Below are 21,801 nucleotides of genomic sequence, written 5' to 3'. Positions count from 1 at the left end.
ACATGACTTTAACCCTCCTTTTTGTTATCATCGCTTTAGCCTTAATTTTCGACTATATTAATGGTTTTCATGATGCTGCAAATGCAATTGCAACCATTGTAGCTACAAAGGTATTAACTCCTTTTCAGGCTGTAGTTTGGGCCGCATTTTTTAACTTTTTAGCCTATTGGGTTTTTGGTTTTGGTGTAGCAGATACCGTTGCAAAAACAGCTAACACCATGGAAATTAACTTGGTTGTTATTTTGGCTGGTGTTATTGCTGCAATTATTTGGAATTTATTCACTTGGTGGTTTGGTATTCCATCAAGTTCATCACACACCTTAATTGGGGGTTTTGCTGGAGCGGCAATAGCTCATGCAGGCTTTAGTGCTGTAAACTGGTACAAAGAAGGTAAAGCAGGTGAAATGCCGACAGGAGTTCTGATTATTATTCTATTTATAGTTATTGCACCATTTATTGGCGCTATTATCTCCTATTTTATATCCATTTGGCTCTTACATTCTTCTAAAAAAAGTGTTTGGCCTAAGGTTTTCACATTAACATTAATGGCGTTAACTGCATGGTATATTTATAGCCAAATGTTATTTTATGGAGAAATTAAACATCCAAGATTTGATTCTCACTTTCTGAGTGTAGTACTTGAACCACATAACATTAAGTGGCTATTGGTCTTATTCATTGTATTCTCTATTAGCTTCTTTTGTTTAATATTTAGCAGTTTAAATCAAACTCAATCTACTGCTTGGTTAAGAAAGATGCAATTACTTTCATCTGCATCATTTAGTTTAGGACATGGTGGTAACGATTCTCAAAAAGTAATGGGTATTATCGCCGCAGCAGTCGTGGTTTATATTCATACCAGTGGTGTTGCTATGGAAGCTTTGCCAACATGGTTACACGTAGCCTTGCCATCAAAAGCAGCAAACGGAGAAGAAATTGCAGGTCATATGCCAAGCTGGATTCCTTTAGCTTGTTACAGCGCAATTGCAGCTGGAACGTTAAGTGGGGGTTGGAAGATCGTAAAAACGATGGGTTCTAAAATCACTAAAGTAACTCCATTTGAAGGTGTAACTGCAGAAACTGCTGGTGCATTAACATTATATTTTACAGAACATTTAAAAATTCCAGTAAGTACAACACACACGATTACAGGTTCTATTATTGGCTCTGGTTTAACAAAAGGTGTTTCTGCTGTAAAATGGGGTGTGACAGTAAAGCTGATTTGGGCTTGGGTATTAACTATTCCAGTATCTGCAATTTTAGCAGCTTTAATTTATTATTTGTTAAGCGCCTTTATCCACTAACAATTTGCTTTCATTTGTTGAGCAACTATAATCGCGTTTTGATCGTTGCTCTCCGATAAATGCTCGATAATTTTTGCCTGATTTACTGCTGAATGATTTTGGCTTAATTTAAATAAGCTGTTAATTTCCTCAACTAGTATTTCAAAACCACTAATCGCTTTTAAGTTTCTTTCGATATACTCTTCATCCATTTTATGAAAAGCAGCCGGGCTTGTTGAGGGATTTTCGTAACTATTTGTTAAATTTTCGATTACCTTTCTAGTTTCATCTTTGTCCATTAACCTAATCTTGCCTTTAGCTTGCACCGAAATATAATTCCAAGTAGAGGCAACAGCCGGATTTTCATAAACCGAAGCACTTATATAAGTATGTGCACCAGTAAAAAGTGCTAATACATTTTCATTTTTGGCGTACGCTTCATAATGATCTGTTTTTTTCATAATATGACCAACTAGACGAATACCTTGCTCATCTTTATAAATATGAACTGGAATTTGCGTAGCAACAGGATAAACATTATCATAACCAATTAATGTAATAAAAGAATGCGCTTGCATGAAAGCTAATACTTTATCAGCATCCTTTTCTTCAAAATAAGGAACTTTGTACATCTTGTAGAGTTGAAATAAGAAATTAAAATTTAATCACCAATTGCATTTTGGTTGATGAGTTTGCAGGTATTACCCAATTTGGACCAGCACTTACTAAACGAATAGCTTCTTCATTTTCTGCTTTAGTTAAACCTTTAACAATTTTAATTTGACTAGGCCGTTCATTTAAAATTTCAAAACTAAGTGTTACCGATTTAGTGGATACTTCTCCTTTAAATAATCTGTTATTATTTTTAAGGAATAGCTCAAAATTATCCCATCCACCCTCAGGTTGCGGTGTTACTTTTATGGAATTAACGGATGATCTTTTAGCTTTTGTAGGATTAGATCTTGTAACCACAACTTCACTTAAACTCTTAGTATCTGGTTCCAATGCTACAACAAGATTTTGATTTACGCTTGCCGATACATTCTTACTATTGTACCCAATATAACGAATATCCAGCTTCTGGTTATGAACACCACTATCTACTGAAAGTGTAAATTCTCCATTAACATCTGTAGTTGTACTTGCATTGCCATTAGTTAATTTAACAGCTGCTCCAGGAATGGGCAACCCATCTTCTAGTGAAACTACTCTACCATTAATTGATTTACTACTTGCAGCATTAATTTGTACTCCAGCAACTTTACTAGCTAAAGAAGAAGCAACAATCGCTTTACTTTCTTGTTCCCTTTTCTCGGCAGCCATAACTTTAGCTATACTTTCTTGTCTAGCTTCTGCTTGCGCAACCTCATCAGATAAAATAGGCTGTTGTGGTGCCGCTGACGCTACTGTAACACTTGGTTTTGTAGCAATTGCTGGAATATTATTTTTTGTTTTAGAATTTACTTTGGCAACAACAACAGCTTTATCTGCTTCCAGATTTGGTAATGGAGTTGGTTCAACTGCTTTACTTGGTACTTCTGGCGCTACTTTTATTTGCACATTTTTTGGAGCGTTGCTATTTATCTTAGGCTGAGAGCTTTCTTTCATCCAAAATAAAACACTTGCAGTAACAAATAATACAGCAGCTGCAGCACCTATGCTCAAACGTTGCGAAGTAATCGTCCAGCGTTTTTTCTCAATAGGTTTTTGTGCAATACGTTCTTGTAGTTGTTTTTGTAATAACGATAAAGATTGGTTACGCCTCGGCGATTCACTTAATCCTGCCAATGCTTCAGCCACAAAAGGATCTTCAAGCGAAAGTCGCTCTACCTTATACATAGTTTTAGCATCAAGTTTACCATCTAGGTAATCTTCTAACACATCATTATCTAACCACTCGTTATAGCTCACTGTTTTTTTCTATACAAATTTTCAAATTTCTCTTCCCATTCTGGATATAACTCTTCACTTTAAGCATATCGTAGCCTGTTATTTCGGCAACTTCCTTATAACACTTCTCTTGTAAATAAAACAAATCTACACTTTTCCGCTGCTCTTCAGGTAAGGTTTCCATGCACTTTTCCATCACAGTCAACTGCGTTTCTTTTGCGTTGTCGATATCAAGATGCACAAAATCACCATTTTCCACAAAATTATCTTCCATTGCAACCATTGGGTTTTTTGCAGATTTACGCAAGGCCATTAAACAATGATTACGAGACAATACATGCAGCCAACTTTTAAAGTTCTGCACTTCATGCATTTTTAACTTTGTAACCAACTCTTCGAATATCTGCATTACCGCATCCTTACTTTGCTCCTCATCTTTAAAATAATTATAGCAAACACCAAAAACCAAATGCATGTATTTGTTGTAAAGGGTACCCAATACCGCTAAATCGCCACTTTTCTTATAAGCGGTAATGAGCGCAGAATCATCTTGTTCATTAATCTTAGCGGTATTTTTTATAAACTTCAAATCGGGTATTCGGCTAAATGTTGTTCAAGTATAAAAAATATTTTCCGATAAGAATATGGAAATCTGATAAACATTACATCTCCTATTAAAACCAAAACTCATGAAAAAATTTATATTACCCATTTTAGCACTTCTTATCCTAGTAGGATTTAAAGCTGCTACAATTAGAACAATTACTGGAGTAGTAATTAGCAATGATGATAACCTTCCAATTCTTGGAGTATACCTAAAGAGCTTGCCTAGTAATACAACGGCAAGTACAGATAAAGTGGGTAAATTTTCTATAAATATCCCCGAAACTGACACAAAAGTAGTGGTTTCATCTATTGGTTTCGAAACGCAAACGCTCAAATTAGGGAAAAGCAATAATTTAACAATTAAACTTAAAGCTGATACCAAAACATTAAATGAAGTTGTTATGGTTGGCGCAGCACAAGCTCAACAAGAAGTTGCTTACAATAAAGCTTCGAAGGCAAAGCAACAGGCATATAGTTTACAGAGTAGAGTTGCAGGAGTTCAAATAATGAGTGCCCCTAATTTCGATACAGAAAGTTATGCAGGAATAACAGAAAATGGATTTAAGAACCCTTTGAAAGATGCACTCTCTACTTTTTCTATCGACGTGGATGCAGCATCATATAGTAATGTTCGTCGATTTATTAATAATGGAACTTTGCCACCCAAAGATGCTGTTCGCATTGAAGAAATGATAAATTATTTCGATTACAATTATGCTCAACCAACTGGAAACGACCCTATAAATATTCAAACTGAACTAGCACCAGCTCCTTGGAACCCAAAACATAGATTAGTACAAATTGGACTAAAAGCAAAAACCATTGCTACAGATAATCTTCCAGCATCTAACCTTGTGTTTTTAATAGACGTTTCTGGCTCTATGAGTAGTGCAAACAAATTACCTCTATTGATTTCATCGCTTAAATTATTAACAGATCAGCTGCGAGATAAAGACAAAGTTGCCATTGTAGTCTATGCTGGTCAATCTGGTTTAGTGTTACCTTCTACTAGTGGCGATGCAAAAGCAAGCATAAAAGACGCTTTAAATAAATTAAGCGCTGGTGGTTCTACTGCTGGCGGGGCAGGTTTGCAACTGGCTTACAAAGTTGCTGGCGAAAACTTTATAAAAGGTGGTAATAACAGAATAATCTTAGCTACTGATGGAGATTTTAATGTAGGCATAAGTAGCGATAATGAAATGGAACGCTTAATTGAGGAAAAACGTAAAAGCGGGATATTTCTAACTGTTTTAGGTTACGGAATGGGAAATTATAAAGACAGTAAAATGGAAATTCTGGCCAATAAGGGCAATGGAAATTATGCTTACATTGATAATATTAATGAAGCCAGAAAAGTATTAGTTAATGAGTTCGGCGGAACTTTATTTACAGTAGCAAAAGATGTGAAACTGCAAATAGAGTTTAATCCGGCAAAAGTGCAAGCTTACCGATTAATTGGCTACGAAAACAGAATGTTAAAAGATGAAGATTTTAACGACGACAAAAAAGATGCTGGTGAAATGGGTTCTGGGCATACAGTTACCGCCTTGTATGAAATTATCCCTATAGGTGTAAAAAGCTCATTTGCAAACAAAGTTGATGATTTGAAATATCAAAAAACTGCAAAATCTACAAACAATTATACAGGTGATGAAATGCTAACCATTAAGCTTCGCTATAAATTACCAGATGAAAATACAAGTAAAAGCATGCAAAAATCTATCAATGATAACCAAAGTGTAAGTACTACTGTAAACTTTAGGTTTGCAGCAGCTATTGCCGAATTTGGCATGTTACTTCGTCAATCTGAATATAAACAGAATAGCAGCTTTGCTCAAGTAATTACATTAGCAGAGGGTGCTATGGGTAAAGATAAAGAAGGATACAGATCAGAGTTTTTAAGATTAGCTAAGTCTGCCCAATTAATGGCAAAGGATTTGCTTAGTGTTGCAGAGATAGAAAACGGTAGCGAACAAACCATCAAATAAATATTGGTTAATTGCAATCTGTTCCGTTTCAAATTATATATACTATGGAAAAGATGAAAAAAATTAACCTTTACTTAATTGGATTACTACTAGTTTGTTCAAGCGGTTGCGATGTGCAAAGCCAACAAAATATTGGCAACATTTTAAAGCAAATACCAACCGGCGGCACGCCAACAACATTAGAAATTGGACAAGGTCTTAAACAAGCTTTAGAAATTGGAACATCGCAGGGAGCAGATCAGTTGTCGGCAAAAGATGGTTTCTTAGGCAATTTGGCTGTCAAAATCTTATTTCCTCCAGAAGCACAAAAAGTAGAAAAAACGTTACGAAGCGTGGGATTAAATTCATTGGCAGATAACGTAATTTTAAGCATTAACCGTGCTGCAGAAGATGCTGCTAAAGAAGCAAAGCCGATTTTTTTATCTGCTATTAAACAAATGACGATTGCTGATGCAACCAACATCTTGCTAGGAAATAAGGATGCCGCAACTCAATATTTTAAACGCGTAACTACTGCACAGCTGATGGAGAAATTTAGACCTGTTATTGCTACAAGTTTAAGTAAAGTTGGAGCCACCAGATATTGGAGCGATGCTGCCTTAGCTTATAATAAAATACCATTAGTAAAACCTGTAAACACAGATTTATCTAGTTACGTTGCACAAAAAGCAATTGATGGAATGTTTATTCAAGTGGCGCAAGAAGAATTAAAAATTAGAGATAACATTAGTGCTCGTAGTACTAGCTTATTGCAAAAAGTATTTGGCTATGCTGATACAAAAAGATAATTAACACAATTGTGAATTTGTGGATAAATTTCTATCGGATTAAAACCAAATTCTTGCTAGCTTGTTTAATCAAAAAAGAGGATTAATTAACGATAAAAAAGTCCTGTGAACGGGTGATCCGTGAAGGGCAGGCACACCATAAATAAACAAGTTTTATAACATTTTTAAAAAGGCTTTTTGAGTAAAATCAGAAAGCCTTTTTTGTGTTTAATCTATAAACAATAAATGCGGGTTCAATATAACAATTAATACTAAACCCCCTTGGATATTAATAATCCTGAACGCCTAGGCAACAGCAGTAATTTCGCTAATTTACTTACAAATTTCTCATCAGTATTAGGTTTTCTAGAAATAATTATTAATCTTAGTATAAGATAATTAACCAAATTAAACTACCAACTATGAAAAAATTAAACTTATCAAGGATACTTTTAATAGTATCTTTTTTAACATTTTTGCACTATCATGTAAAAAAGACACATCCATTGAAAATCCAATAGACGACGCCAAAGAATGGTATTTAAAAACCAAGGAAGAAGCTACCTACACTTTAAGGTCAAGTAAAAACGAAGTATTACATGTTAAGCGTGAAGTAAATTGGGCCGAAGCCAAAACCTTTACGCTAGATGACGGCATACAAGTTCTAGGTGCTCCAGTCACTATTAAATCAGCCAGTGGAGAGGTCAAAGGGAGCTATTTAATGCTCATCAGTAAAAGTAGTGGAGACTACAAAGCACAAATGGTCTATAATGCGCAAAAAGGCTATTTCAAAGAGCAACGATCAGTTGCAGAAATCAACCAACTGTTTAAGGGTCTGAACAATGTGTCTTCTCCAGCGAAAACCGCAACACTAAAAATCAATGGAAAAGTGATGTCGGACGAAGGAGGTGGCGGTATGAGTGATGAGCCTACCTGTACAGATTGGTATTGGGTTGAGCCTATCTATGATGGCAATGGGAATATTATAGGTGAAGTTTGGACCTATCTTAATAGAACTTGCTCCACTACTGGAGGTGGAGATGGTGGAAGTGGTAGTGAAAACGAACCAGAACCGATCGTTGAATTTGGGGAAGCTGATGATACGCCGATAGGCGCAACAATAGAAGAGAGTTCAAGTGAACAGAAGATAGTTAATGTATCTTGGTATTGTTATAAGGTTAATGGCAAAAATTTGAGATTTAAAAGCTATGAAAAGGTAAAAATAGAGCCTCCTATCATGGGAACGCAGTGGTTAGTTGCAGATATAACCCATACAAGTATGTCTCCAGAAGGATCAATTGAGGGACAAGGAATAAGCCCTATTTTAAATTGGTCACAAGGAGAAACCACAATGAATTCAGCTTGGGCGAAAATGAAATTAAACTTTAAGGATAAGCGTACTTATTATTGGAAGGGAATTTTACGGACACGCTATTCTCCCGATATAAATGCCGCTAGGGCTTGGGGGATTTATGAGCTCATAGGATATTAATTATGATTAAAATCCTGACACTCATTTTCATTTTTATTCTAATCTATTCCTGCAACGATGGAAGTGATATTTCTTCATTAAAGGTTATTAGATATAATTCAGAATTCAAAGACTATATTTCAGATGGAACAACTGAAATTAGCATGACTACCTTAATTATAGGGTTTTATAAGAACTACAGACTATATGGCGTCCCTTCTACATCTTACATACTTAAGAAGAGTTCAATGAAAGGAGATACCATCTTAAATGAATTTACCCCAAGCAATGATACTACCTATAATTACTTTGTAATTAAGAATAAAGATAAAGAAGGTCTTCGTTATGACTCACTAAATTCATTAAATGGTTCAAATTTTAAGTTAGACTCGTTACTAGAATTAATAAATATTGATAGTATAAATCTAAAAATATTTAGTGTGGATTTAGGAATACCATATAAAATCATTAAAACAAAAGATAAGACCTTGGAAGTATTTTTAGATAATACTAAAAATGGTACCGACACAATCTACAGGAGTTTTGATAAAGGGATGAAAGATTTGGACTTCTCCTTTTCAAAATTATTAGATAGACAAAAAAATAGTAAATTGTATAAAACTAGATTTGTTCAATTTCTTCAAGTCAAAAATTATTATTCTGCCCAAAAATTTGTCAAAAGAACCGATATAACAGATGAAATTAGACGCGTAGAAATAAATAACAAAAAATCATTTATCAAACTTTTTGAAAAATTCGAACACCAAAGAAAAAATTTGAAATAATTAAGACAATTGTGGATTTGTGAATAAATTTCTATCGGACATAACAAATTGTTTGCAAGCGACTTGAGTGCTAGTGAATATACTCAAATGGAATTATCTGTTAAAGAAAAGAGGACAATAACTCAAAATAATAGGCCAATTATTATCAAAACTTCTAGCCCTGTTACAGCAAGGAGCAGAGTTTGGCTACTATCTCGATTTGGATATTAATTATGAGGTACTTAAATTATTTTACTTTTTTATTGATGCCTACCTGTACCGATTGGTATTGGATTGAACCTATTTATGATGGCAATGGAAACAAGATTGGTGAAGTTTGGACTTATCTTAATAGAACTTGTTCCACTACTGGAGGTGGAGATGGTGGTGGTGGAAACAATCCCTCAGATGAAGATTATTCAATAAATATTGGTGGAAAGGTAGAGTTTTATGAAACTGAATATGATGAAGATGATTATACCATACCTGTTGGGGATGTACCTGATGGGAATGCTTCAAGTTCTTCAACAGCGTTGCCAACATTAATAAAGTTCGAGGCTACCTGGACTGGGCAACGTATGTTTATATCTCGTAAAATTCTCTGGATTACAATGACTGACATTGTTGGATATCCGGCTAATGAAGTCTACAATCATCCACAAAAAGGACAGGTTACAAGAAATGTTCAGCCAACTACAACAGGTAAATGGGTTACTATACATAACCCATTAGAAATAACAGCCACACTTGAATGGAATTATAATGCATTAGTAAGATACACATATGCAAATACTGGATTATCTAATACTAAACCATACGTTAATAGAGTACACACAAAATTTATTGGCCCTTTTACCAATTTTTAATCTACCAATGAGAATAAGCTATTAAATAACATGTCTAAAAAAGAAAAGAGAAACACTACATTGCAAGATGCACTAAGCAGTATGCTAAGGCATCTTACTATAGAAAAATTAGGCCGTTTTTCTACATCTATTAATTTAGGTGTAAGTTCTTTGTTTCGTGATATAGGAGTGTTAATAAACCATAAACTAAGTAATCATAATTTTGAGGAAAGGAATATTATTATTAATAATATTGCCGAAAATTTGCACCCCATTTTTGGCGATTATTTAGGCATTAAAAACCTTTATGTAATAGGTGAATTCGCTAGAAAATGTACATCTGAAAAAATAAGATATGCTGCAGCACTTATGGACTGGGAATATATCCCTTATTTTCTAAATCTAGAAGATGAGAATGCATGGATATTTTATATGGAACTTATTCATGCAGAATCTTTAACCCCCACAGAGCTAAGCAAAAAAATCTCTGAAAAAGCTTTTGAAGAAGTAAAGCAATTTAACATTGATGAATATATATCCGTGTTTGAAAATACTAATATAATTTACAGAAATAAGGTTGAATTATATTTCAGCAAAAAAAACAGTTATATTTTTCGCAAATTATTTGAACCCCAACTTGACTACCATAAAAACTTCAATATAATTTCAAAAGAGACACAGGTTAACCATAATATTATCATTAATATCTATAGAGAGATATTAGAGTTTCAATCAGAATATAACCATGAGTTAAATATGAAATTTAACTTAATGTTTTGGGAAATTGGTGTTGAAATAATCCGGCTATCTAAATTATTCAATATACCTATAACATCTATTTTAGATAACCATCACGTTCAAGAAATTTACCAAAATTGGCCGTATCTTTTTAAGAAGGATGAATTATATTATAGCATTAAATTTGTAAAGCAACATGGAGAAGATACACTTCCTCCTATAGAGTTAATACAAACCGTTTCATGGTCATACATAAAAGTATTGCTAGAAATTGAAGATGTAGAGAAACAAAAGTATGTGGCTAGTCAAGTATTGAAAAATGAGCTATCTATTCAAGATTTAAATGAAATGATTGCAAATAACCCTCTTGAGCTATGTGCAGAAAAACTGAATAAAACAAAATCAGTTACAACAAGTATGAAGAAAAATTTTACTGTAACGGGCACAATTCAAGAGATAGAAGCGAATATCCATCCCATAAATGATTTAAATCGAAATATCTTTAAAAATTCAGAATTATTAGAATTTCTAAAAGAAATTGGTATTTAAGAATAGCCCCGTTTTAACGATGAAACAACTTGAACTAAAATTAGGTGTAAATATTACTTATATATACAGAGATTATTGGAAATTTAAAAAAGACAGCAAAAATTAAAACGTTAAATTAATAAAATTGTGGATTGTGGAAGCTGATGATACGCCGATAGGTGCAACAATAGAAGAGAGTTCAAGTGAACAGAAGATCGTTAATGTATCTTGGTATTGTTACAAGGTTAATAGTGCGGATTTAAAATTCAAAAGCCATGAGAAGATAAAAATTGAACCTGAGATTATTGGTACAAGATGGCTTGTTTCTAGCATTTCTCACACTAGTATGTCACCCGAAGAAATGGATACGAATCAGCATATTTGGAGAATTATGCTAATTGGGATGTTAACTTTGTAAAAAGCCAATAGCACATTGCCATGATAAAAAGCCTATGTATAATATTATTCTTATTTGTGAGTTCTTGTTCCATGCAAAAGGACAAATTAATCATTCTAAATATAAGATCAAGCGGGATGGGTTTGCAACCTGACGGTATGATGCTTACTATAAATAATAGCGCTCGCTTAGTTTTTTACAATGACATGGAACTGTATATACAACCTTTACATCATTTAAACTTGGAGTATATAAAAAATAGCAACGGGGAAAGCATAGATGAAAAGGTGAAAAGCATTGATACCTTGCATACAGTGTTTATCAAAAAGAAAAATCAGAAAAGTGGAATTGAATATGATTTTGAAAAAATCAATACTGACTCGGGCAAGCCTTTTAATGCCGACAGTTTATGGGAGACATTGTCGTTTTATAAAAAAAGCAGTAGTGCCAAGAATTTTGATTCCGACATCGGTAAACCTTTAGCTGTTATCGAAAAAGGGAATATAAAAATAGAAAAATATGCCATGAAACTTGAAATAGGACAGGTGGATTCGATCTATAGGTATTACGATAAAAGCATGAAAGATATTCCCTTTTCACTCTCAGAAAAGTTTGATAAACAAAACAAAAGCAAACTTTTTAAAATTCTTGGAATATGTAATGAGATACCAAAAGGAGTATTATTGCCAGATATAGCAGTGCCTAGAAGGGAGTTTTTTCATGAGATGAAAATTGTAGTTGAAAAAAAACCTAAGAAATATTTGGATATTTTTAAAAAGTTTGAGGAAGATAGCAAAAAATTAAATTTAAAATAATACATGTTGTCTGAAGTGGTAAAACATGATTTCGTAAGGGCTTATCATTTAAAATGAGAGTTTCAAATACATAATAAACAAGAAATATTAAATTTATTCAACAGGTTTAAATCCTGTGAAGGGCAGGCACACCATAAATAAAATTTTAACAACCGTTAATACAAAGGATTCTCGATAAATCGAGAATCCTTTGTTGTTCCTATCAGGTTTAAAGAACATAAAACATAACCATAAAATTCATTGCCGTTGGCTTCTTTTGTTTCATTGCCGTTGGCTGAAGCCAACGGAACGGAAGCCAAAACCACTCAGCTAGTGCGAGCTTATAGCTTCTTACAAGCCAACAACTCCTGCGCTTTGCGATCATCTCCCCCCCAAAAAGACTATAAACTTAAACCCTGTTAATTCATACCTTGATTTTAATTAATAATACTATTAACCATTAAAAATAAAAATTATGAGTTCAACCAATGAAACAGGCCACGCCAAAAACGAAGCAAACTTCCAAACACTAATCTCCTTTGTAAAAGCATACGGTGCAACCTACAACCCATCCAAAATTGCCATCCATTTAGGCAACCTACAAGCAAAAGCCAAACAAGCAAAAGACACCATTAACAACATCAATCAACTCTTGCCAGCCCACAGCAACGCAGTAGCCATTCGCGAAATTGCTTTCGAACCACTAAGTAAGCTTAGCACAAAAATCATCAACTCCCTAAAAGCAACCGATACCCCACAACAAGTTATAGATAATGCAACAACTAACCACAGAAAACTACAAGGCAAAAGAGCAACGGCTATACTAAGCGAAGAAGAAAAAAAAACCCTATTATCCGAAGGAAAAGTAGTAAACCAAATTTCAACCGCTCAATTAAGTTACGATAACCTATTAGATAACTTCTATAAACAAATCCAGCTATTAGCATCTATCCCACAATACACACCCAACGAAACCGAATTAAAGGTAGCTACACTAACAGCCCAATACAATGACCTTAAAGCTAAAAACGACAGTGTAGTTAACCAGAATACGGGTTTAAGCAATGCCAGAATTGCCCGCAATGAAGTGCTATACAACAAAGAAACAGGTCTGGTAGCTACTGCATCAGATGTAAAGCTCTATATCAAATCAGTATTTGGCCCTACCAGCTCACAATACAAGCAAATATCTGGATTAACCTTTACCCATGTAAGGGTGTAAATTCGAACCATTTAAAGCAGTTGAAGTTTTAATCAACTGCTTTTTTCCTTTAATAACCATGAGACCAACAACTACAAGCTGTAACCTAGCAACTACGAATAGTAAGCTAACAACTACGAGCAGTAACCTAACAACTACAAGCAGTAACCTAGCAACTGCAAGCAATAACCTAGCAACTACAAATAGTAACTTAAAAACTTTATCATTGCTCCCATCTCCCAATTTTAATTATGCCAACAAAACAAATACTTTTATGACAGGCACTTAAATTGACAAATTTGTTTTTCGCCTTAATTTAAGGTAAATTACACCCTATATTTACCATATAAACATTGAATTTCAAAGACTTTAATTTTAACCCTGAGCTTTTAGAGGGTTTATTGGCAATGGGTTTTAAAAACGCCACGCCTATACAACAGCAAGCTATTCCGCTTATTTTAGCTAAAAAAGATTTAATTGCCTGTGCGCAAACTGGTACTGGCAAAACGGGTGCTTTTTTATTGCCAATAATGAATTTGTTAACACAAAAACACGAACGCCACAACGAAGTACTCATATTAACACCAACTAGAGAATTAGCTCAGCAGATAGATTTACAGGTTGAAGCACTTTCCTATTTTACCAATATTAGTTCATTAACGGTTTATGGCGGCGGTGATGGCGTAGCTTACGAACAGCAAAAACGCTCAATGCGTGAGGGAGTTGATATTATTATTGCTACACCTGGCAGGTTAATTTCTCATTTATCATCTGGTGTTTTAAAGATGGATAAATTAGAATATTTAGTTTTAGATGAAGCTGATAGAATGTTAGACATGGGTTTTTATGATGACATTATGAAAATTGTTGGCTACTTACCACAAAAACGACAAACTGTATTGTTTTCGGCTACCATGCCTCCAAAAATTAGAAAACTGGCAGCCACTTTATTAAATGAACCTGAGCAGATAAGTTTGGCAATATCAAAACCTGCAGAAGGTATTAATCAGCAAGTGTATCTAGTTTTTGATGATCAGAAAGTTCCTTTACTAACGGAAATACTTAAATCTGCCAATTATAAACGTATTATTGTTTTTGCAGGGCGAAAAGAAAAAGTAAAAGAGTTGGGTAAGGTTTTCAAGAAAATAGGCTTAAAAGCCGCTGCTTTTCATAGCGACTTAGATCAAAAAGATCGTGAGGCAATTATGCTCGATTTTAAAAATAGCAAACTAGATGTGTTAATTGGCACCGATGTTTTGAGCAGAGGTATTGATGTAACCGGCATTGACTTAGTGATAAATTACGATGCACCTCAAGATCCTGAAGACTATATACACAGAATTGGTAGAACAGCAAGAGCAGAAACAACAGGAACGGCCATCACTTTAGTTAACAATAAAGATAAACGCAAGCTTGCCAACATTGAGAAGTTAATTGAGCGGCAAATAGATAGAATGCCTTTGCCTGAAAGTTTAGGCGAAGCACCAAAAGATGAACCAGCTACTGCTGAACATAAGCCTCGCGTTAAGAAAAAGAAGTTTTTTAAGAAGAAACCAAAGCCAAGTGTTGGGTAGTTTACTTAATTAGCCTTTTTAAAAGATTGAAAATAATAGGTGGGGTAATGTTTTTTACCGCACTTACTAATTTTGGCACTAGCATTTTTGGTGGAGCTACATCATTTAATTTACCTTTTCTACCTACAAATAGGGTGCTATGACCATCATCATTTAATTCAATAGCAGGTCGTCCATTAGTATAATAGTATAATGCAATTGATTTTCTACTCCTATTTGGTGGGCAAGTAAGTGGATCCGGATGTCCATGGTAAGAAAAGTCTGTAGTAGAAAATATTGCGACACGATTAAATATCGGCAATAACTTTCTTTGGGCACTTTCCATACTTTCATCCCAAAGTTCAAAAAACCCACCGTAACTTTCTTCCCAATCCTTATTCAAATAAACCAACAGATTAATTCTTCTATCTAAGTTTGTTGTGTTGTGTTTGTTAAAATCCGCATGGATTTTCAAATATCCCCCAGGTTTGATTTCATGATACCCACCTCCATAAAAATACGGATCTGGCAGTAAAACTTCCTTTATTCCAGTAAGTTCTTGCAAAAACTCTAAAACTGGTTGAGAATTAAGATAATGGCAAAGTAACTTAGTATTTGCTCCAAAATCCGATTCCCCTTTTGCACCCAATTTCTTTTCATTTACATTGTCAAAAACATTAATATTTTTTTTAATCGAAAGGTCTGGAAACTCATGCAATACCTTTGTCAAAAAATCTTCATCAAAAAAATCATCTATCACAATATTTGGGAAAGGCCACGCTTTTACATATTCTTCATGTTTTTCCTTCGCAATTTCTTTTAGATTAATATTCTTATTCAGATATGTCATGATGAGCAGATTGATAATCAAAAATAATATTATTTATCGTTTCTAAACTAATATGATATTTAGCTGTTATGATTTTTAATGTGCATTCATAAATTTCTTACCTTTAACTATGCAAAACCTACCACCACTAGCCGAACGGATGCGTCCTCAAAATCTGGATGAATACGTGGGGCAAAGACATTTGGTTGGCAAAGACGCAGTTTTACGCAAAGCAATAGAAAGTGGTCAACTACCTTCCATGATTTTCTGGGGGCCTCCAGGAGTGGGCAAAACTACTTTAGCTTATATTATTTCTCAAAGTTTAGATCGACCATTTTTTAACCTAAGCGCTATTAATTCTGGCGTTAAAGATATTAGAGATGTAATTGATAAAGCAGCAGCTTTAAAAGACAGCTTTTTAGGTTTACCCATCTTATTTATCGATGAGATTCATCGATTTAGCAAAAGTCAACAAGATAGTTTATTGGGTGCAGTAGAGCGTGGTTTAGTTACTTTAATTGGTGCCACAACAGAAAACCCGAGTTTTGAAGTCATATCCGCTTTACTATCGCGTTGTCAGGTTTATATTTTACAGGCATTAAGTGAAAATGAGTTAGTTGGATTACTGCAAACTGCTATTGAGAAAGATGTTGTTTTGAAAGAAAAAAACATCAAAATTAAAGAGCACGAAGCTTTAATTCGTTTATCTGGCGGCGATGCTCGCAAGTTATTAAACGTTTTAGAAATTGCTATTAACGGTATTGGTGGCAGTAAAATTGAATTAACTAATGAGCGTGTACTTGCCCATGCGCAACAAAATTTAGCATTATATGATAAAGCTGGGGAACAGCATTATGATATCATTTCGGCTTTTATTAAATCCATTCGTGGTAGCGATCCAAATGCAGCGGTTTATTGGCTAGCCAGAATGATTGAAGGTGGTGAAGATCCTTTATTTATTGCTCGTAGGTTATTAATTTTATCATCTGAAGACATCGGTAATGCCAATCCAAATGCACTATTATTAGCAAATAATTGTTTTACGGCAGTAAATGTAATTGGTTATCCAGAAGCTAGAATAATACTTTCACAATGCGTAACTTACTTAGCATCAAGCGTTAAAAGCAATGCAAGTTATGAAGCTATAAATAAAGCACAGGCTTTAGTGAAACAAACTGGTAATTTGCCAGTCCCATTACATATTCGAAATGCACCAACAAAGTTGATGAAAAACATAGGGTATGGAAAAGATTACCAATATTCGCATAGTTATGAAGGTAATTTCTCTCCACAGGAGTATATGCCTGAAGAATTGAGTGGAACTAAATTATATGATCCCGGTAAAAATCCGGCAGAAGAAAAGTTAAGAGAAAAACTAAAACAAAATTGGAAAAACAAATACAACTATTAATATGCTATCTATTTTTTTAAACCACCAATGGAAAGATTTTTGGCGCAGCCGAAACAAAGCTGGCAGTATTGCCGCTCAAATTCTACTTGGTTTTTTTATGCTTTACTTTTTAGCCATTGCTATTGTAGCTGGTTTCGGGATGGCTTTTTTTATTGGAAAAGCTTTTCCGGGGCAAAATGTAATTACAGTTTTTAATGGCTTCATTTTGTACTACTCCTTGTTTGATCTTGCTGTTCGTACACAAATGCAAGAACTGCCAACACTAAGTATCGTACCTTATTTGCATTTAAATATTCCTAAAAAAACGATAGTTAATTTTTTAAATATCAAATCGCTCTTTTCATTCTTCAATCTACTACCACTTTTTATATTTATTCCTTTTAGTGTGATTAAAATTGGAGGCACTTTCGGGGCACTAACCTCGTTAATGTATGTGCTGTCTATTATTTCCCTAGTCATATTTAATAATTATTTGGTTTTATATTTCAAACGTAAATCCATTAATAGTTTTGCCTATTTTATTGCAATAATAGGGTTGGTTGCCGCATTAGCCGCTCTAGATTATTACCAAATTATTTCGGTGAGAAATGCTTCAAATTTCATATTTGTCACCATCGCTAAATATCCATTTTTAGCATTAATTTTTACTTTAGCCGCAGTGCTGATTTTTGTAATTAATTCTAAATACCTCCGTGAAAATTTATATACAGAGGAATTGAGTACTAAAGATGAAAAGAAAGTAAGTACAGATTATGCCTTCCTTAATCGTTTTGGAAGAGTGGGAGAATTAGCCGCGTTGGAATTGAAATTAATTCTTCGTCATAAACGCTCTAGAGGTTCTATTTTTATGGGTTTAGCTTTCTTAGCTTACGGCTTTATTTTTTACAAGGCCCCAATGATTGCTAAGGATGAATTTGGGAAAATGCTTTTTGCAGCTGTGTTTATGACTGGTATATCAATTATATCTTACGGTCAATTTATGTTTGCTTGGCAAAGCACTCACTTTGATGGATTATTAGTGAATAAAATTGATTTTAAAAATTTCATTAAAGCTAAATTTTTACTGTTTACCATTAGTTGTACCATTATTACCATACTAGCTAGTTTTTATGGTTTCATGAGTTATAAATTACTTTTACTTCATTTAGCAGCCTATTTATATAATATCGGCTTTGCTACAGTAATTGTATTATATTTTGCTACATTAAATTATAAACGCTTAGATATTACCAAAAGCGCAAGTTTTAATTGGCAAGGTGTAGGTGCCACGCAGTGGATTTTAGGATTACCTTTTATTTTAATTCCAATTCTAATTTACGTTCCATTCGGGATAATGAATAAACCTTATTATGGTTTAGCCGCAATTGCATTGTTTGGTTTAATTACTCTTTTAATGCGTAATTTCTGGATTAACCTATTAGTTAAAAGATTTGAAAAACAACGTTATAAAATAGCCGAAGGCTTTAGAGAATAAGATATGTTAACATTTAAACAATTAAAGAAAACTTACGGAGGCAGAACCGTAGTAGACATCAATAACCTTAATATTCGTGAAGGCGAAACTATTGGTTTGGTTGGAAATAATGGAGCTGGTAAAACTACTCTTTTTAGAATGTTGCTTGACTTAATTAGACCTGATAGTGGCGAAGTATTATCAAAAGATCAAAATGTTTCTGAAAACGACCATTGGAAAGATTATACAGCCTCTTATTTAGATGAAGGTTTTTTAATAGATTATTTAACACCTGAAGAATACTTCACTTTTATAGGAAGCCTGCATAATTTAAGTGTAGCCCATGTTGCCGATTACTTAAAGCAGTATGAAGAGTTTTTTAATGGTGAGATTTTAAATCGCGGTAAATACATTAGAGATTTCTCTAAAGGAAACCAAAATAAAATAGGAATTGCAGCAGCACTGATGCAAAAGCCCGAGCTTTTAGTATTAGATGAGCCATTTGCTAATTTAGATCCAACTACTCAGATTAGGCTTAAGAGTTTGATTAAATCTTTAAAGAGCACACATCGCTTAACCACATTAATTTCAAGTCATGACTTAAATCATGTAACTGATGTTTGTGATCGTATTATTTTATTAGAAAAAGGATTAGTCATTAAAGATTTTCATACAGATGAAAATTCATTAAAGGAATTAGAAGCCTATTTCTCTGAATAAACTTTGTAACAATTGTATAGTATTATGGTCAATTTGATACCCAAGTTGTGGGATCAAGTTGACCATTTATTTTTGTATCAATTAATTTAAATTGTGTAGCGTTATAAGTTAAAACACAGTAATACAGTCGATAAAATTATTATTCATAGTTTAATCTAAAACTAAGTTATGATTGGCATTACCTTTGAATATCTCATTTTATTAACTAAAAATATAACTAAAATGATGACTTCAAAATTCAAAATAGCTACATTAAGTATTGCCTTATCATTAGGTGCAATGACTTTTCAAAGTTGCGACAGTTTAACTAACACACAAAAAGGCGCAGGTATTGGTGCTGCTGCTGGTGGTGTTATTGGTGGTATAATTGGTAAAAAAGCAGGTAATACGGCTGTTGGCGCTATTATTGGGGCCGCGGTAGGTGGTACTGCTGGTGGTTTTATCGGTAAACGTATGGATAAACAAGCTGCAGAAATACAAAATGCAATACCTAATGCAGAAGTTATTCGTGAAGGTGAAGGTATTATTGTAAAATTTGATAGTGGTATTTTATTCGACTTTGATAAGTTTGCTTTAAAAGATGCTGCTAAACAAAATATCCAATCTTTAGCAAGTTCATTAAATCAATATCCAGGTACCGATATTAAAGTTATTGGTCATACTGATAGCCGTGGTACTGAACAATACAACATGGGTTTATCTGAAAAAAGAGCTGCTGCTGTTAAAGCGTATGCTGTTTCTCAAGGTGTACCATCATCTCGTTTAATTACTATTGGTAAAGGTTTTGCTGAACCAATTGCAGATAACGCAACTGAAGAAGGTAGAGCTGCTAACCGTAGAGTTGAGATTGTAATTGTTGCAAATGATCAATTGAAAAAAGAAGCTGCCTCTCAAGGCAAATAATTAAAATTTATATCTACCTATAAATGTAAAACCCTGTTGTATTCAGTTACTTCAGGGTTTTTAATTTACCATTTTATGTTATTGTCATTTCCGACTTTGGAGGAATCTCATTCGCGAATACAACCATAGATTCTTCGCTTCGCTCTAAATGTCAACTCACTTAGACCCTAAGAATAGATATCTTCGAAATACGTAATGGCAAGACTTTTAAGTAATAATTCTTGTTCCATTAATGCATACGATGGAATTGGTTTAATTAATTTCCAATGGGGCCAACCATCTTGATCTAATCCTTCTAATTCATAAAAACCCATTTCACTTAACAAACGACAAGTAGCAATATGCATTAACTCTTCTTTTTGCCTTTTGCTATATTTACCAGGCCCTTTACCTAATTCCTGTACGCCAATTAAAAACAAAATAACCTTTAGGTCTGGCACATCCGAATCAAATTCCTCAGCAATTTTTTGTTGTAGCGTTTTCCATTTGACATGTATCTCTGCTGGCTTCATGTTGCAAATATACATTTATAGCAGCTTTATGCCTTAGACAATAACGCACATATACGTCAAATTTTTAGCTTTGTGTTATGAACCGTAAAATCAATACTGGCCTTTTGGCTTATGGCATGTCTGGCAAGGTATTTCATGCCCCATTTGTGAGTACACATCCTGGTTTCAACTTTGTTGGAGTTACCGAACGTAACCAAAAACAAGCTGTTAAAGATTATCCATCGGTGATTAGTTATAACAGTATTGAGGAGTTGATAGCTGATGATTCTATTGAATTAGTGATTATCAACACCCCAAATTTCACACATTACGATTATGCCAAACAAGCTGTACAAGCTGGGAAACATATTTTAGTAGAAAAACCTTTTACGGCGACTAGTGCACAAGCCAAAGAGTTATTTGCATTAGCTAAAAGCTTAGGCAAAAAAGCCTTGGTTTATCAAAATCGCAGATATGATAGCGGGTTTAATTCGGTAAAGCAAGTTATAGAAAGTGGTAAACTGGGCAAATTGGTAGAGGTTCATTTCCGTTATGATCGCTACAGAAATGAAATCAGTCCTAAGTTTTTTAAAGAAGAACCTTACCCAGCAAGTGGATTATCTTATGATCTTGGTCCTCACCTTTTAGACCAAGCGATTGCTTTATTTGGCAAACCTAATTCATATCACAAAGTATTAACAAAAAATCGTGTTGACACAAAAGTGGATGATTATTTTGCGATACAATTAAGTTACCCTAACGAATTAAATGTGTTTTTAACAGCGAGTATGTTAGTAGCAGATATACAATCTGCCTTTGTATTAAATGGAATAATGGGTTCTTTTAGTAAAAATCATGCCGATGTACAGGAAGCACAATTACTAAAAGGAATAAAACCTACCGATGAAAAATACGGAGTTGAAAATCCAGCAGATGCAGGTAAGCTTACTTTAGTTACAGAAGATGGAGGTAGGACAACAGAATTTGTACTTTCGGAAAGAGGAGATTATAATGGTTTGTTCGAAGCTGTCTATCAAAATATAGTTCATGATGTCCCTTATCCGATAACTGAAGAAGACATTATTGCGCAGTTAGAAATTTTAGAAGATTAGTTTCTGAACTTAAGTCATTTGTCTCAAGTCTCTAGACTTACAAATTATTCCTATTTT

At 34.0% G+C, this 21,801-nt stretch carries 21 protein-coding genes; 16 read left to right on the top strand and 5 right to left on the bottom strand.

What is annotated here, in order from left to right; translation table 11 throughout:
* Nucleotides 1-2 precede the first annotated feature (2 nt).
* On the top strand, nt 3-1,304 hold the full coding sequence (locus HQN85_RS08725; RefSeq protein ID WP_173271291.1) for an inorganic phosphate transporter: 1,302 nt from the start codon (nt 3-5) through the stop codon (nt 1,302-1,304).
* Here HQN85_RS08725 and HQN85_RS08720 read toward each other — a convergent pair.
* From HQN85_RS08720 to HQN85_RS08710, 3 genes are read right to left on the bottom strand one after another with little or no spacing between them, the layout of a single operon-like run.
* Nucleotides 1,301-1,915, bottom strand: coding sequence for an FMN-binding negative transcriptional regulator (locus HQN85_RS08720; protein ID WP_173271289.1), 615 nt, complete (start codon nt 1,913-1,915; stop codon nt 1,301-1,303). The two genes, HQN85_RS08725 and HQN85_RS08720, sit on opposite strands and share 4 nt — an antisense overlap.
* A gap of 22 nt (nt 1,916-1,937) precedes the next feature.
* On the bottom strand, nt 1,938-3,194 hold the full coding sequence (locus HQN85_RS15880; RefSeq protein WP_173271287.1) for a carboxypeptidase-like regulatory domain-containing protein: 1,257 nt from the start codon (nt 3,192-3,194) through the stop codon (nt 1,938-1,940).
* Nucleotides 3,184-3,762: an RNA polymerase sigma factor gene (locus HQN85_RS08710; RefSeq protein ID WP_173271285.1), complete on the bottom strand. Its 579-nt coding sequence runs from the start codon at nt 3,760-3,762 to the stop codon at nt 3,184-3,186. Before HQN85_RS08710 ends, HQN85_RS15880 begins: the two co-directional genes overlap by 11 nt.
* A gap of 100 nt (nt 3,763-3,862) precedes the next feature.
* Here HQN85_RS08710 and HQN85_RS08705 point away from each other — a divergent pair, with 100 nt between their 5' ends.
* From HQN85_RS08705 to HQN85_RS08660, 10 genes are all read left to right on the top strand, one after another.
* Nucleotides 3,863-5,767, top strand: coding sequence for a vWA domain-containing protein (locus tag HQN85_RS08705; RefSeq protein ID WP_173271283.1), 1,905 nt, complete (start codon nt 3,863-3,865; stop codon nt 5,765-5,767).
* A 53-nt stretch (nt 5,768-5,820) separates the two neighbouring features.
* Nucleotides 5,821-6,555 carry a DUF4197 domain-containing protein gene (locus HQN85_RS08700; RefSeq protein WP_173271281.1) on the top strand — a complete coding sequence of 245 codons (735 nt, stop codon included), beginning with the start codon at nt 5,821-5,823 and terminating at the stop codon, nt 6,553-6,555.
* A gap of 700 nt (nt 6,556-7,255) precedes the next feature.
* A complete protein-coding gene (locus HQN85_RS08695) occupies nt 7,256-8,026 on the top strand; it encodes a hypothetical protein (RefSeq protein ID WP_216847254.1) in 771 nt (256 codons plus the stop codon).
* A gap of 227 nt (nt 8,027-8,253) precedes the next feature.
* A complete protein-coding gene (locus tag HQN85_RS08690) occupies nt 8,254-8,790 on the top strand; it encodes a hypothetical protein (RefSeq protein ID WP_173271277.1) in 537 nt (178 codons plus the stop codon).
* A gap of 212 nt (nt 8,791-9,002) precedes the next feature.
* Nucleotides 9,003-9,635: a hypothetical protein gene (locus tag HQN85_RS08685; protein ID WP_173271275.1), complete on the top strand. Its 633-nt coding sequence runs from the start codon at nt 9,003-9,005 to the stop codon at nt 9,633-9,635.
* A 30-nt stretch (nt 9,636-9,665) separates the two neighbouring features.
* Nucleotides 9,666-10,901 (top strand): DUF1016 N-terminal domain-containing protein, encoded by a 1,236-nt coding sequence (locus tag HQN85_RS08680; RefSeq protein ID WP_173271273.1) that lies wholly within the window; start codon nt 9,666-9,668, stop codon nt 10,899-10,901.
* A gap of 133 nt (nt 10,902-11,034) precedes the next feature.
* Nucleotides 11,035-11,298: a hypothetical protein gene (locus HQN85_RS08675; RefSeq protein WP_173271271.1), complete on the top strand. Its 264-nt coding sequence runs from the start codon at nt 11,035-11,037 to the stop codon at nt 11,296-11,298.
* A gap of 71 nt (nt 11,299-11,369) precedes the next feature.
* Entirely contained in the window at nt 11,370-12,092 is a 723-nt protein-coding gene (locus HQN85_RS08670; protein WP_216847253.1) for a hypothetical protein, read from the top strand.
* Nucleotides 12,093-12,546: 454 nt separating this feature from the next.
* Complete coding sequence (locus tag HQN85_RS08665; protein ID WP_173271267.1) at nt 12,547-13,293, top strand: hypothetical protein; 747 nt, start codon at nt 12,547-12,549, stop codon at nt 13,291-13,293.
* Between the two features lie 332 nt (nt 13,294-13,625).
* Nucleotides 13,626-14,846, top strand: coding sequence for a DEAD/DEAH box helicase (locus tag HQN85_RS08660; RefSeq protein WP_173271265.1), 1,221 nt, complete (start codon nt 13,626-13,628; stop codon nt 14,844-14,846).
* 1 nt (nt 14,847) lies between these two features.
* On the opposite strand, the gene HQN85_RS08655 is transcribed toward HQN85_RS08660, so the two are convergent.
* Entirely contained in the window at nt 14,848-15,675 is an 828-nt protein-coding gene (locus HQN85_RS08655) for a 2OG-Fe(II) oxygenase (RefSeq protein WP_173271263.1), read from the bottom strand.
* Between the two features lie 109 nt (nt 15,676-15,784).
* On the opposite strand from HQN85_RS08655, the gene HQN85_RS08650 reads away from it, so the two are divergent.
* From HQN85_RS08650 to HQN85_RS08635, 4 genes are all read left to right on the top strand, one after another.
* The gene (locus HQN85_RS08650; protein WP_173271260.1) at nt 15,785-17,065 is read left to right on the top strand and encodes a replication-associated recombination protein A; all 1,281 of its coding nucleotides are present in this window, start codon (nt 15,785-15,787) and stop codon (nt 17,063-17,065) included.
* A 1-nt stretch (nt 17,066) separates the two neighbouring features.
* The gene (locus HQN85_RS08645) at nt 17,067-18,539 is read left to right on the top strand and encodes a DUF5687 family protein (protein ID WP_173271258.1); all 1,473 of its coding nucleotides are present in this window, start codon (nt 17,067-17,069) and stop codon (nt 18,537-18,539) included.
* A 3-nt stretch (nt 18,540-18,542) separates the two neighbouring features.
* A complete protein-coding gene (locus tag HQN85_RS08640) occupies nt 18,543-19,238 on the top strand; it encodes an ABC transporter ATP-binding protein (RefSeq protein WP_173271257.1) in 696 nt (231 codons plus the stop codon).
* A 222-nt stretch (nt 19,239-19,460) separates the two neighbouring features.
* Complete coding sequence (locus HQN85_RS08635) at nt 19,461-20,141, top strand: OmpA family protein (RefSeq protein WP_173272554.1); 681 nt, start codon at nt 19,461-19,463, stop codon at nt 20,139-20,141.
* Nucleotides 20,142-20,308: 167 nt separating this feature from the next.
* Here HQN85_RS08635 and HQN85_RS08630 read toward each other — a convergent pair whose 3' ends face one another.
* A complete protein-coding gene (locus HQN85_RS08630) occupies nt 20,309-20,653 on the bottom strand; it encodes a hypothetical protein (protein WP_173271255.1) in 345 nt (114 codons plus the stop codon).
* Nucleotides 20,654-20,730: 77 nt separating this feature from the next.
* Between HQN85_RS08630 and HQN85_RS08625 the strand changes: the two genes are divergently transcribed.
* The gene (locus HQN85_RS08625; protein WP_173271253.1) at nt 20,731-21,744 is read left to right on the top strand and encodes a Gfo/Idh/MocA family oxidoreductase; all 1,014 of its coding nucleotides are present in this window, start codon (nt 20,731-20,733) and stop codon (nt 21,742-21,744) included.
* The last annotated feature ends 57 nt before the right edge of the window (nt 21,745-21,801 follow it).

Source organism: Pedobacter boryungensis, from assembly GCF_013204825.1.
Taxonomy (GTDB): domain Bacteria; phylum Bacteroidota; class Bacteroidia; order Sphingobacteriales; family Sphingobacteriaceae; genus Pedobacter; species Pedobacter boryungensis.
This window is presented reverse-complemented; position numbering and strand designations above follow the sequence as displayed.

Bases quoted from the DNA above. Each gene is read 5' to 3' on its own strand.
- HQN85_RS08635 (WP_173272554.1), top strand. From the start codon at position 19,461: ATGATGACTTCAAAATTCAAAATAGCTACATTAAGTATTGCCTTATCA.
- HQN85_RS08670 (WP_216847253.1), top strand. From the start codon at position 11,370: ATGCAAAAGGACAAATTAATCATTCTAAATATAAGATCAAGCGGGATG.
- HQN85_RS08625 (WP_173271253.1), top strand. From the start codon at position 20,731: ATGAACCGTAAAATCAATACTGGCCTTTTGGCTTATGGCATGTCTGGC.
- HQN85_RS08725 (WP_173271291.1), top strand. From the start codon at position 3: ATGACTTTAACCCTCCTTTTTGTTATCATCGCTTTAGCCTTAATTTTC.
- HQN85_RS08665 (WP_173271267.1), top strand. From the start codon at position 12,547: ATGAGTTCAACCAATGAAACAGGCCACGCCAAAAACGAAGCAAACTTC.
- HQN85_RS08690 (WP_173271277.1), top strand. From the start codon at position 8,254: ATGAAAGGAGATACCATCTTAAATGAATTTACCCCAAGCAATGATACT.
- HQN85_RS08640 (WP_173271257.1), top strand. From the start codon at position 18,543: ATGTTAACATTTAAACAATTAAAGAAAACTTACGGAGGCAGAACCGTA.
- HQN85_RS08645 (WP_173271258.1), top strand. From the start codon at position 17,067: ATGCTATCTATTTTTTTAAACCACCAATGGAAAGATTTTTGGCGCAGC.
- HQN85_RS08630 (WP_173271255.1), bottom strand. From the start codon at position 20,653: ATGAAGCCAGCAGAGATACATGTCAAATGGAAAACGCTACAACAAAAA.
- HQN85_RS08695 (WP_216847254.1), top strand. From the start codon at position 7,256: ATGCTCATCAGTAAAAGTAGTGGAGACTACAAAGCACAAATGGTCTAT.
- HQN85_RS08650 (WP_173271260.1), top strand. From the start codon at position 15,785: ATGCAAAACCTACCACCACTAGCCGAACGGATGCGTCCTCAAAATCTG.
- HQN85_RS08655 (WP_173271263.1), bottom strand. From the start codon at position 15,675: ATGACATATCTGAATAAGAATATTAATCTAAAAGAAATTGCGAAGGAA.
- HQN85_RS08720 (WP_173271289.1), bottom strand. From the start codon at position 1,915: ATGTACAAAGTTCCTTATTTTGAAGAAAAGGATGCTGATAAAGTATTA.
- HQN85_RS08700 (WP_173271281.1), top strand. From the start codon at position 5,821: ATGAAAAAAATTAACCTTTACTTAATTGGATTACTACTAGTTTGTTCA.
- HQN85_RS08685 (WP_173271275.1), top strand. From the start codon at position 9,003: ATGAGGTACTTAAATTATTTTACTTTTTTATTGATGCCTACCTGTACC.
- HQN85_RS08705 (WP_173271283.1), top strand. From the start codon at position 3,863: ATGAAAAAATTTATATTACCCATTTTAGCACTTCTTATCCTAGTAGGA.
- HQN85_RS08680 (WP_173271273.1), top strand. From the start codon at position 9,666: ATGTCTAAAAAAGAAAAGAGAAACACTACATTGCAAGATGCACTAAGC.